The organism is Acinetobacter sp. YH12144, from assembly GCF_013418345.1.
Classification (GTDB): domain Bacteria; phylum Pseudomonadota; class Gammaproteobacteria; order Pseudomonadales; family Moraxellaceae; genus Acinetobacter; species Acinetobacter amyesii.
This window is the reverse complement of record NZ_VPCD01000002.1, coordinates 1-13,257: the sequence shown is the minus strand read 5'-3', so window position 1 is coordinate 13,257 and position 13,257 is coordinate 1. Positions and strand designations below refer to the sequence as shown.

Sequence of the window (13,257 nt, the reverse complement as noted above, 5' to 3'; positions counted from 1 at the left end):
CATAAAAAAAGCCACCCAAAGGTGGCTTTTTTGAATAATTTAAGGGCTAATTAAAGACCGTTAAATTCATCGCTAAATGCTTGGCTTAATGCTTGATCTACATCAGAGAAATCATTGTGAAGCTCAAGCTCTGCAGCTTCAGACTCCTGACGACGACGTTCTAAGTGGTAAGCCAAACCTGTACCCGCTGGGATCAGACGACCTACAACTACGTTTTCTTTCAGACCACGTAATTCATCTTCTTTACCTGTTACAGCAGCTTCAGTTAACACACGAGTTGTTTCCTGGAACGATGCAGCAGAAATGAACGAGTCAGTAGAAAGCGACGCTTTGGTAATACCCATCAATTGACGTTCAAACTTCGCTGGAAACTTGTTCTGAGCTGCCACAGCTTGGTTTTCTTGAACAACGCGGATGTATTCCACTTGCTCGCCTTTGATGAAGCTTGTATCACCACCGTCAGTGATTTCAACTTTACGAAGCATTTGACGTACGATCACTTCAATATGCTTGTCGTTGATTTTTACACCTTGCAGACGGTATACGTCCTGAACTTCGTTCACGATGTAGTTTGTCAGTGCAACTTCGCCTTTCAAACGTAAGATGTCGTGTGGGTTTTGCGGACCATCAGAAATGGTTTCACCACGGTTCACATGCTCGCCTTCGAACACGTTAATCGTACGCCATTTCGGAATTAGCTCTTCGTAAATCTCAGAGCCATCATCCGGAGTAATCACAAGACGGTTCTTACCTTTGGTCTCTTTACCGAAGCTTACGATACCTGAAATTTCAGCAAGGATCGCGTGTTCTTTCGGTTTACGTGCTTCGAACAAGTCAGCTACGCGTGGAAGACCACCGGTAATATCACGAGTACGTGAAGATTCTTGTGGTACACGACCAATTACGTCACCGACACCAATTGTTTCGCCATCACGAACAGTCAGAATCGTATTTTGTGGCAAGAAGTAGAACTGTTCGCCACCATCAGTTGTATCCAATACAACCGCTGGACGCATATCTTTACCTGACGCAGGACGTGAAGTCACTGGTAAGATTTCGATTGTAGTCATACCTGTTGCATCATCAGTTTTCGATGTCACAGTTACGCCATCAGCGATTTGGCTGAAACGCACTTTACCTGCAACTTCGGTAACAAGTGGATGTGTATGCGGATCCCAAGTCGCTACGATACCGCCAGCTTCCACAGCTTCGCCATCTTTAATGATGATTGAAGCACCGTATGGAATTTTGTAACGTTCGCGTTCACGACCGATGTCATCTGCGATACCGATTTCACCTGAACGTGAAGTTGATACCAAGTGACCTTTAGCGTGTTGTACTGTTTTCACATTGTGGAAACGTACTGTACCTTTGTTACGAACTTGTACGCTGTTAGCAGCAGAAGTTCGGCTCGCAGCACCACCTACGTGGAACGTACGCATTGTTAACTGTGTACCTGGCTCACCAATTGATTGAGCAGCCATTACACCCACAGATTCACCTGGATTCACCAAGTGACCGCGAGCAAGGTCACGACCGTAACATTTCGCACATACACCGAAAGTAGATTCACAGTTTACAACTGAACGTACTTTCACTTCATCGACACCTTGCTCTTCTAAGTAGTTTGCAAGTTTTTCGTCGATTAAAGTATTACGTGGAAGAATCACATCATCCGAACCTGGTTTCTTCGCATCTTCAGCAAGTACGCGACCCAATACTCGAGTACCTAAGTTCTCGATGACATCGCCACCTTGAATGAACGGAGTCATTACAAGACCGTCGAAAGTACCACAATCTGGCTCAGTAATTACCAAGTCTTGTGCAACGTCAACCAAACGACGAGTCAAGTAACCTGAGTTCGCAGTTTTCAATGCAGTATCGGCCAAACCTTTACGTGCACCGTGTGTTGAAATGAAGTACTGAAGTACAGTCAAACCTTCACGGAAGTTTGCTTTAATTGGTGTTTCAATGATCGAACCATCTGGTTTCGCCATCAAACCACGCATACCCGCTAACTGACGAATCTGAGCTGCCGAACCACGGGCACCTGAGTCAGACATCATATAGATCGAGTTGAATGATTTTTGTTTCTCGTCTTCACCCTGTTTGTTTTTAACAGTAGTGAAAGATAAGTTGTCCATCATCGCTTTCGCTACTTGGTCGTTTGTACGCGCCCAAATATCGACAACTTTGTTATAACGTTCGCCGGCAGTTACGAAACCTTGTTCAAATTGTTGTTCAATTTCGCGAACTTCAACTTCAGCTTTTTCGATAATTGCTTGTTTTTGTGGCGGAATCAACATGTCTTCCATACCAACAGACACACCTGAGTGAGTCGCTTGACGGAAGCCCAAGTACATCAATTGGTCAGCGAAGATAACAGTATCTTTTAGACCTAATTTACGGTAGCAAGAGTTGATCAATTTAGAGATGTTCTTTTTAGTCATCTCAACGTTGATTTGTTGGAAATCCATACCTTCAGGTACAACTTCCCAAAGTAAACAACGACCTGGAGTTGTGTCTACAACAATGGTTTGTTGTTCACGGTTACCATTTTCGTCAATGACAGTTTGGTGTACACGTGCTTTTACGCGAGCGTGTAAATCAACTTGACCTGTTGCAAGTGCACGGTTTACTTCGTCAGTATCCGCAAACACCATGCCTTCACCTTTGGCATTGATCGCATCACGAGTGATGTAGTACAAGCCTAAGACAACGTCCTGAGAAGGTACGATGATTGGCTCACCGTTCGCAGGAGAAAGAATGTTGTTTGTTGACATCATTAACGCACGAGCTTCTAACTGAGCTTCAAGTGTTAATGGTACGTGTACCGCCATTTGGTCACCGTCGAAGTCGGCGTTAAATGCCGCACAAACTAACGGATGAAGACGGATTGCTTTACCTTCAATCAGGGTTGGTTCAAATGCTTGAAGACCCAAACGGTGAAGTGTAGGCGCACGGTTCAACATCACTGGATGTTGACGAATTACGTGAGCAAGTACATCCCAAACTTCTGGAGTTTCACGCTCAACCATTTTTTTCGCAGCTTTAATGGTTGTCGCTTGGCCAGACGCTTGTAGTTTCGCGAAAATGAATGGTTTGAATAATTCAAGCGCCATTTTTTTCGGAAGACCACATTGGTGCAGACGTAAAGTCGGACCTACAGTAATTACCGAACGACCAGAGTAATCGACACGTTTACCCAATAAGTTTTGACGGAAACGACCTTGTTTACCTTTGATCATGTCTGCCAAAGATTTAAGAGGACGTTTGTTCGAACCGGTAATTGCGCGACCACGACGACCGTTATCAAGCAATGCATCTACAGACTCTTGTAACATACGTTTTTCGTTACGTACGATAATGTCTGGTGCTGCAAGGTCTAGAAGACGTTTTAAACGGTTGTTACGGTTGATTACACGACGGTAAAGATCGTTCAAGTCAGAAGTCGCAAAACGACCACCTTCTAGAGGAACCAACGGACGAAGATCAGGTGGAAGTACTGGAAGTACATTCATCACCATCCATTCTGGCTTGTTGTTCGACTCTTTGAACGCTTCCATCAATTTCAGACGTTTAGAGGCTTTTTTAAGCTTCGTTTCTGAAGTTGTATTTGGAATTTCTTCACGAAGACGTGAAATTTCAGCTTCAAGATCGATGTCTTTCAACAAATCTTGAACTGCTTCTGCACCCATTTTCGCAGTGAATTCATCACCATGTTCTTCTAAAGCCGTGAAGTATTCTTCATCGTTTAGAAGTTGGTATTTCTCAAGTGGAGTCATACCTGGGTCAGTTACAACGTATGATTCGAAATACAATACACGTTCGATATCACGTAAAGTCATGTCTAAAAGCAGACCGATACGGCTAGGAAGTGATTTTAAGAACCAAATATGCGCAACTGGAGAAGCAAGGTCAATATGACCCATACGCTCACGACGTACTTTTGCAGTTGTTACTTCAACGCCACATTTTTCACAAATGACGCCTTTGTATTTCATACGCTTGTATTTACCACACAAGCATTCGTAATCTTTTACTGGACCAAAGATTTTGGCACAGAATAAACCATCACGTTCAGGTTTGAACGTACGGTAGTTAATGGTTTCAGGCTTTTTAACTTCACCATGAGACCACGACTTAATCATTTCTGGTGACGCAAGACCAATACGGATGCGATCAAACTCTACAGGAGCATGACCGTCTGAATCCGTCTTTTTGCGCATGATATCGAGCAAGTCTTTCAATTTTTTTCTCCGTGTGTTGTGGAGATTTTCACTTCACAACTGGGTCACAAATATTGTTTTTTAACTGAGAAATCCCCCTTGCTCCTCTTGATTAAAGAGGTGAGAAGCACTGCTTCGCAAGGGAGATTCAATGGAGCTAATTAGTCACCATTTTTCAGTTCAATGTTGATACCTAAAGAACGGATCTCTTTGGTCAATACGTTGAACGATTCAGGCATACCTGGGTCCATGTAATGGTTACCATCTACAATGTTCTTATAGATACGGGTACGACCTTCAACGTCATCCGACTTCACAGTAAGCATTTCTTGAAGTGTGTATGCTGCACCGTAAGCTTCGAGTGCCCATACTTCCATCTCACCGAAACGCTGACCACCGAATTGTGCTTTACCACCAAGCGGCTGTTGAGTTACTAGAGAGTAAGAACCAGTAGAACGCGCATGCATCTTGTCGTCAACCAAGTGGTTCAGTTTCAACATGTACATGTAACCTACAGTTACTGGACGGTCAAAACGTTCACCTGTACGACCATCATACAATACTGTTTGACCAGTACGTGAAATGCCACCAAGTTCTAACAATTCTTTAATTTGTGATTCTTCAGCACCATCAAATACTGGTGTTGCTAAAGGAACACCTTTACGCAAGTTACCTGAAAGCACCAAGATTTCTTCATCAGTCAAGCTATCAAGATCTTCTTGTTCGCCACCAACTTTGTTGTAAATCTTGTCTAAGAAATCACGAAGCTCAAGTACAGTACGTTGCTCTTTCATCATCTTGTCGATTTGATCGCCAAGACCTTTAGCTGCCATACCTAAGTGAGTTTCAAGAATCTGACCCACGTTCATACGTGATGGTACACCCAGTGGGTTAAGTACAACATCAACTGGAACACCGTTTGCATCGTGTGGCATGTCTTCTACAGGCAAGATGTTTGATACAACACCTTTGTTACCGTGACGACCCGCCATTTTATCACCCGGTTGGATGCGACGTTTTACAGCCAAGTAAACTTTAACAACTTTCAATACGCCAGTTGTTAGTTCATCACCTGTAGAAAGTTTGCGTTTTTTCTCTGCAAATTTTTCGTCAATTTCAAGGCTCTTCTCTTTCAAGAACACTTGAATTTGAGTTAAACGCTCAGCAATCGCTTCGTCAACTGGTTGGATTTCAATAAGATCAACCAACTCAAGACCAGACAATAACTCTTCAGTTAATTTGTCACCGCGTTTAGTTGTACCGCCACCGTTAGATTCTTGACCTTTCAATAGACGAACAATACGTTCACGAGCCGCTTCTTCGAAGATTTTGTATTCTTCTTTCAAGTCTTTACGGTAAGCATCAAGTTGTGCTTTCTCAATTGCTTGAGCACGTTCGTCTTTTTCAAGACCGTCACGTGTAAATACTTGAACGTCAATTACAGTACCTTTCACAGATGAAGATACACGTAATGAAGAGTCTTTTACGTCAGCCGCTTTTTCACCGAAGATTGCGCGAAGCAATTTTTCTTCCGGAGTTAACTGAGTTTCACCTTTAGGCGTTACTTTACCTACAAGAATGTCACCAGCAGTTACTTCAGCACCGATATAAACGATACCTGATTCATCCAATTTAGAAAGTGCAGCTTCACCCACGTTCGGGATATCCGCTGTAATTTCTTCAGCACCCAATTTGGTATCACGTGCAACACATGAAAGCTCTTGGATGTGTATAGACGTTAAACGATCTTCTTGAAGTACACGCTCTGATAATAAGATCGAGTCTTCGTAGTTGTAACCGTTCCAAGTCATGAACGCTACACGCATGTTTTGACCCAATGCCAATTCACCGCCATCTGTTGATGGACCATCAGCAAGAACGTCACCACGTGCAACTTTATCACCTAAACGTACAACAACGTTTTGGTTGATACATGTATTTTGGTTCGAACGTGTGTATTTGATCAGGTTGTAGATATCTACACCTGCTTCGCCTGCCACCATCTCTTCTTCGTTTACACGAATAACGACACGAGAAGCATCAACGAATTCAATACGACCACCACGTTTCGCAAGTACACACACACCCGAGTCATGCGCTACGTTTGCTTCCATACCTGTACCAACAAGCGGTTTGTCAGCACGTAATGTAGGAACAGCCTGACGCTGCATGTTTGAACCCATCAATGCACGGTTGGCATCATCGTGTTCAAGGAACGGAATAAGTGATGCCGCTACAGATACCACCTGCTGAGCAGATACATCCATATGCGTTACTTTTTCTGGTGGAATACGTACGAATTCACCTTGGTGACGTACAGATACGAATTCTTCAGTTAAGTTACCGTCTTTATCGATACCAGAATCGGCCTGTGCAATCACAGTACCTACTTCTTCAATCGCAGAAAGGTATTCAACATCATCCGTTACACGACCATCAACAACTTTACGGTATGGAGTTTCCAAGAAACCGAAGCTGTTACATTTAGCGTATACAGACAATGAGTTAATCAAACCAATGTTTGGACCTTCAGGAGTCTCAATTGGACATACACGACCGTAGTGAGTTTGATGTACGTCACGTACTTCGAAGCCCGCACGCTCACGAGTCAAACCACCTGGGCCCAATGCTGATACACGACGTTTGTGTGTAATTTCAGACAACGGGTTGTTTTGGTCCATGAACTGAGACAACTGGCTTGAACCAAAGAATTCTTTGATTGCAGCAGCAACTGGTTTCGCATTGATTAAATCTTGCGGAGACAAGTTATCAGTTTCAGCTTGAGATAAACGTTCTTTAACAGCACGTTCAACACGAACTAGACCAACACGGAATTGGTTTTCTGTCATTTCACCAACAGAACGAACACGACGGTTACCCAAGTGATCGATATCGTCGACTTCACCTTTACCGTTACGGATTTCAACTAATGTTTTCAATACATCAGTGATGTCTTCGTTTGAAAGAATACCTTCAACTTCACGAGACTTCTGATCCGTACCCACTTCGTAAGGACGACCCAAACGACGGTTGAACTTCATACGACCTACTGGTGATAAGTCATAACGTTCAGAAGAGAAGAACAAGTTATTGAATAAGTTTTCAGCAGCTTCTTTTGTTGGTGGCTCACCCGGACGCATCACTTTGTAGATTTCTACAAGTGCTTCTTCACGACCAGTTGTAGTATCTGCACGTAAAGAGTCCGCAATGAATGGACCACGGTCGATGTCATTGGTATAAAGTACGTTGAATTGCTTAACGCCGCCCTCAGCCAATTTCACCATAATTTCATGGCTAAGTACGGTATTTGCCGCAACAACTTCGCCATCACGTAACGTTACATCTTCAGCAACGATACGTTCATATAGGTATTCATCAGGAACAGAAAGTTTTTCAAGACCTGCTGCTTCCATTTGACGAACATGGCGCGCGTTAATACGTTTACCTTGTTCAACAATTGTTTTACCGTCTGTACCCACGATATCAAACTGTGCCATTTCGCCACGTAGACGTTCTGGAACCAAGTCAATTTGATAGCTACCCATATCAAGATATACAGGTACTTTTTCGTAGAACATGTCTAGGATTTGTTCGTTATTATAACCCAAGGCACGAAGCACAACAGTCGCAAGTAATTTACGACGACGGTCAATACGAACATATACAAGATCTTTTGCATCGAATTCAAAGTCTAACCATGAACCACGGTAAGGAATGATACGAGCAGAATAAAGAACTTTACCGCTAGAGTGAGTTTTGCCTTTATCGTGATCAAAGAATACACCTGGTGAACGGTGTAATTGAGATACGATTACACGCTCAGTACCATTGATCACAAAGGTACCGTTGTCTGTCATAAGTGGCATTTCACCCATGTAGACTTCTTGCTCACGCACATCTTTGATTGTTTTAGTTTCGCGATCTTTAATGATCAGACGAATTTTTACACGCATTGGCGCCGCATAAGTTGAGCCACGAAGAATACATTCGCGCACATCAAATTCAGGCTTACCAAGACTATACTCAACAAATTCTAAAGCAGCATTGCCAGAATAACTTTCAATAGGAAAAACTGAACGAAATGCGGCTTGGAGACCGATATCTTCGCGGTTTTTTGGAGTTTTGCCGTCTTGAAGGAAAGTTCGGTACGAGTCGACTTGAATCGCGAGCAAGTACGGAACATCCATTACCTTGGGCAATTTACCAAAATTCTTACGGATCCGTTTCTTTTCGGTATATGAGTATGCCATCTGGAGTCCTCGGAAAGTAAACTAAGTCCGCCTGCAGAACGAACTTAGAAGGAATTACGCAGGCCGATATGGCCACCACTTTCACAAATGCTGCAATTTTTAGTGGTATTAAAACGCTTAACAATATTTTTTACTGAAAAATATTGGTAAGCGTTTGGTTTTATAAATTATTTTTAATTTGTATGATTTTTATATCATGCAAACAAAAATCGAGCCGATTATTGTAACGCAAAAAGGCTGATGACCCAAGGGCCACCAGCCATTTTTTGGAGCCGATTATAAAAAAATCGACTCCCCTTAAGATTACTTAAGTGTAACTGTAGCACCAGCTTCTTCAAGTTTTTTCTTAAGTTCTTCGCCTTCTTCTTTAGAAACGCCTTCTTTAAGAACTGAAGGAGCGCTTTCAACAAGATCTTTAGCTTCTTTAAGACCAAGGCCAGTAGCTTCACGAACTGCTTTAATTACAGCAACTTTGTTAGCACCGAAAGAAGTCAACTCAACGTTGAATTCTGATTGTTCTTCAGCAGCAGCACCAGCAGCGCCAGGAGCAGCAGCAACTGCTACAGCAGCAGCAGATACGTTGAATTTTTCTTCGAAAGCAGAAATAAGTTCAACAAGTTCAAGAACAGTTTTTTCAGCAACTGCGTTTAAGATTTCTTCGTTTGTTAAAGCCATGAGAGTAACTCCAAATGGGTATTGAATGGTGTGTAAATTGATTTAAGCTTAAGCAGCTTCTGACTCGTTTTTCTCTTTGAGCGCAGTAATAAGGCGACCCAATTTCGAAATAGGAGCTTGAAGAACGTTTGCAAGCATAGTAAGCGCTTTCTCTTGGTTTGGAAGGTTCGCGATAACGCTAACTTCAGCACCTTGATAAACTTTACCGTCAAATGCAGCAGCTTTAAGTTCAAATGCTTTATTAGTTTTAGCAAATTCTTCGAACAAACGAGCAGCTGCGCCCATGTCGTCTTCAGAAGTTGAGAAAGCTAAGATTGTTGGGCCAACAAGGTTGTCGCTCAAGATATTGAATTGAGTATCTTGAAGAGCACGTTTAGCCAAAGTGTTACGAACTACACGAGTAGCAACACCTAGTTTACGAGCTTCAACACGTAGAGCAGTTAATTGCTCAACAGTTAAACCTTGATAGTCAGCAACAACAGCAGCATACGCAGTAGAAGCAACTTCAGTTACTTCAGCTACGATCTGTTTTTTGCCTTCGATAAGAAGAGCCATTGTAAAACCTCCTAACGGTGATTTATGCACCTATACAGATGCACTCCCAATTCGTTAGCTCATCACTGAACCAACACGCGGAGGAGGAACAAATCACACCACCGCGTCTACTCAGGCTGGGCTATTAAGAAGAAAGCATAAAACTCCCCTCGCCTGAGGTCTTTGACGCTGATAAATCTAAATTTATCAATTCAAAGTTTGCCTGAATCACGCAATATACGACGGAACGTTTCTTGCGTAATATTTAAAGCGGTGCTTCAAATATTACTCAGGGCTTTAAAATTCTGTAATAAGTCGAAACTTATTTAGAAACGTTTGCCACATCAACAACAAGACCAGGACCCATAGTAGAGCTTAGAGTGATCTTTTGGATGTAAACACCTTTAGAAGTAGCAGGTTTTGCTTTCTTAAGGTCTGCTACAAGAGCTTCAACGTTTGAACGAACAGCTTCAGCAGTGAAACCTACTTGACCGATCGCAGCGTGGATGATACCTGCTTTGTCTACACGGTAACGTGCTTGACCAGCTTTCGCATTTTTAACAGCAGAAGCTACGTCAGGAGTTACAGTACCCACTTTAGGGTTTGGCATTAAGCCACGTGGACCAAGAATCGTACCTAACTTACCAACAACGCGCATTGCATCCGGAGCTGCAATTACTACGTCAAAGTCAAGGTTACCCGCTTGGATGCTTTCAGCAAGATCATCAAAACCAACAACGTCCGCGCCTTCAGCTTTAGCAGCTTCAGCAGCAGCGCCTTGAGCAAACACAGCTACACGTACAGTTTTACCAGTACCTGCAGGAAGTGTAGTCGCGCCACGAACAACTTGGTCAGATTTACGAGGATCAACACCTAGGTTTACAGCAACATCCAAAGATTCTTTGAATTTTACTGCTGGAAGGCCGTTAAGAACTGCAACTGCTTCTTCCAAAGTGTAAACTTTGTTAGCTTCAACAGCAGCAACAATGGCTTTTTGACGTTTAGTTAATTTAGCCATGTCTTATAGCTCCACTTCCAAGCCCATAGAACGCGCAGAACCAGCAATGGTACGTACACGTGCGTCTAAATCAGCACCAGTAAGATCTGGTTCTTTAGTAGTCGCAATTTCTTCTAATTGAGCGCGAGTCAACTTACCAACTTTAGTTTTGTTAGGTACAGCTGAACCCTTTTGGATGCCCGCAGCTTTCTTAAGAAGAATCGCAGCAGGAGGAGTTTTCATGATGAATGTGAACGACTTGTCGTTGTACACAGTGATCACTACTGGAATTGGAAGACCAGCTTCAACTTTTTGTGTCGCAGCATTAAATTCTTTACAGAATGCCATGATGTTAACACCACGTTGACCTAGTGCAGGACCAATCGGTGGAGATGGATTTGCTTTACCAGCTGGAACTTGCAGCTTGATATAGCCGTCAATCTTCTTAGCCATTTCAATTACCTCTGGGTACTAACGCCGCTAGGCTCCCCATACATTTAAGTAACGATACCGTTACAACAACAATGCCCGACTCATAACAAATCGGGCGTTTATCAACCAAGTTAAATTAAACCGATTTTTCGACTTGGCGAAATTCCAGCTCAACCTGAGTTGGTCGATTAAATACATTAATCGTCAACGTTAAACGTGACTTATCGTATAGAACTTCTTCCACCACGCCTTTAAAATCGGTGAATGGACCGTCAATTACGAGTAATTCTTCACCTGGTTCAAACATCGTCTTAGGACGAGGTGCTTCGCCAGTATTGCGTACACGTGCAAGAATCGCATCAGCTTCTTTTTGCGTAATTGGTGCAGGCTTTTCTGCAGTACCACCGATGAAACCTAATACTTTTGGACATTCTTTAACAATGTGCCAAGTTTCATCATTCATTTCCATCTCGACTAACACATAGCCGGGAAAGAATTTACGCTCAGATTTACGTTTCTTACCATCCTTCATTTCCACTACTTCTTCAGTAGGGACAAGGACTTCACCAAAGCTATCGGCTACAGCGCTACGCTGGATTCGATCATTAAGTGAGCGTAACACTTGTTTTTCATAACCAGAATAGGCATGAATAATGTACCAACGTTTCATAGCTCTCTTACCCGATAATAAACTTCATTAACCAGCTCAAAGCATAGTCAAAGCACCATAATAAAATAGATGCCACTAAGACTACCGCAAGTACCTGCCAAGATGTGGTCATGGTCTCTTGCTTGGTTGGCCAAGTCACTCGACGTAACTCAATTCGAGCATCTTTCAACAATCGAACAAAGCCTTTGCCTTGATGGGTGGCGTATAATAAACCTAAAGCCACGATGATACAAGCCAAAATTACCCCAACACGGACCCAAACATCATTCGCTGGTGCCCAGTATGCTGGCAAATGTTGATTCACCATCATAGAACTACCGAGTAAAATCAACGCGATAACCCACAGAACATAGTCTAAAGGGGAACCAGAATTAACAACTTCAGCAGGATTATTTCTTTGAGGAATTGGCGCGTCGCTTAATGCGTCACGCGATTTATCATTCGACATTTTTGTACTCGTCGTAGGATTCGCGACTTATTATATGACCAGTTGAGCCAGCATCAAGCTTCTTTTTAAAAAAATTTGGCAGGCCAGGAGGGACTCGAACCCCCAACATTCGGTTTTGGAGACCGACGCTCTACCAATTGAACTACTGACCTGCAGAGCAAATCGAGAGTCGAAACTCTCGATCTGTACAAAGATAACTGTATTATATTATGCAGTTACTTTAGAAACAACACCCGCACCAACTGTACGGCCACCTTCACGGATCGCGAAGCGTAAGCCAGCGTCCATTGCGATTGGGTGGATTAATTCTACTGACATTTCCACGTTGTCACCAGGCATAACCATTTCAACGCCTTCTTTAAGCGCGATCGCACCAGTTACGTCAGTTGTACGGAAGTAGAACTGTGGACGGTAACCGTTAAGGAATGGAGTATGACGACCACCTTCGTCTTTAGAAAGTACGTATACTTCTGCGTCGAATTTAGTATGCGGTTTGATTGTACCTGGTTTAGCCAATACTTGACCACGTTGAACGTCTTCACGTTTAGTACCACGTAGAAGAACACCACAGTTCTCGCCCGCACGACCTTCGTCAAGAAGTTTACGGAACATTTCTACGCCAGTTACAGTTGTTTTAACTGTATCTTTAATACCAACGATTTCAACTTCTTCGCCTACTTTCACGATACCAGTTTCAACACGGCCAGTTACTACTGTACCACGACCTGAAATTGAGAATACATCTTCGATTGGCATAAGGAATGCAAGGTCGATAGCACGTTCTGGCTCTGGAATGTAAGAGTCAAGAGCTTCAACAAGAGCAACTACTGCGTCTTCGCCATATTGACCAGCTTCACCATTAAGCGCTGCAAGAGCAGAACCACGGATTACTGGGGTGTCGTCGCCTGGGAAGTCATAAGTAGAAAGAAGTTCACGAACTTCCATTTCTACTAATTCAAGAAGCTCTTCGTCGTCAACAAGGTCGCATTTGTTTAAGAATACAACGATGTAAGGTACACCTA

At 42.9% G+C, this 13,257-nt stretch carries 9 protein-coding genes and 1 tRNA gene; all 10 read right to left on the bottom strand.

Annotation, left to right across the window (positions count from 1 at the left end; genetic code table 11):
• Positions 1–50: 50 nt before the first annotated feature.
• Positions 51–4,250, bottom strand: a complete 4,200-nt coding sequence (rpoC, locus tag FTU79_RS01745; RefSeq protein WP_180007037.1) for a DNA-directed RNA polymerase subunit beta' — start codon at positions 4,248–4,250, stop codon at positions 51–53.
• 140 nt (positions 4,251–4,390) lie between these two features.
• Entirely contained in the window at positions 4,391–8,479 is a 4,089-nt protein-coding gene (gene rpoB / locus FTU79_RS01740; RefSeq protein ID WP_180007035.1) for a DNA-directed RNA polymerase subunit beta, read from the bottom strand.
• A 303-nt stretch (positions 8,480–8,782) separates the two neighbouring features.
• Entirely contained in the window at positions 8,783–9,154 is a 372-nt protein-coding gene (gene rplL, locus FTU79_RS01735) for a 50S ribosomal protein L7/L12 (protein WP_078189828.1), read from the bottom strand.
• Between the two features lie 48 nt (positions 9,155–9,202).
• Positions 9,203–9,709 carry a 50S ribosomal protein L10 gene (rplJ, locus tag FTU79_RS01730; RefSeq protein WP_111885844.1) on the bottom strand — a complete coding sequence of 169 codons (507 nt, stop codon included), beginning with the start codon at positions 9,707–9,709 and terminating at the stop codon, positions 9,203–9,205.
• A gap of 301 nt (positions 9,710–10,010) precedes the next feature.
• Positions 10,011–10,706 (bottom strand): 50S ribosomal protein L1, encoded by a 696-nt coding sequence (gene rplA / locus FTU79_RS01725; protein WP_078189830.1) that lies wholly within the window; start codon positions 10,704–10,706, stop codon positions 10,011–10,013.
• 3 nt (positions 10,707–10,709) lie between these two features.
• Positions 10,710–11,138: a 50S ribosomal protein L11 gene (rplK, locus tag FTU79_RS01720; RefSeq protein WP_004868049.1), complete on the bottom strand. Its 429-nt coding sequence runs from the start codon at positions 11,136–11,138 to the stop codon at positions 10,710–10,712.
• Between the two features lie 115 nt (positions 11,139–11,253).
• Entirely contained in the window at positions 11,254–11,787 is a 534-nt protein-coding gene (nusG, locus tag FTU79_RS01715) for a transcription termination/antitermination protein NusG (protein ID WP_078189831.1), read from the bottom strand.
• A 7-nt stretch (positions 11,788–11,794) separates the two neighbouring features.
• Positions 11,795–12,235 carry a preprotein translocase subunit SecE gene (gene secE / locus FTU79_RS01710; RefSeq protein WP_078189832.1) on the bottom strand — a complete coding sequence of 147 codons (441 nt, stop codon included), beginning with the start codon at positions 12,233–12,235 and terminating at the stop codon, positions 11,795–11,797.
• Between the two features lie 76 nt (positions 12,236–12,311).
• Positions 12,312–12,387 (bottom strand) — tRNA-Trp (locus FTU79_RS01705).
• A gap of 55 nt (positions 12,388–12,442) precedes the next feature.
• The coding region (locus FTU79_RS01700; protein ID WP_180048777.1) for an elongation factor Tu at positions 12,443–13,257 on the bottom strand (815 nt) is incomplete at its 5' end.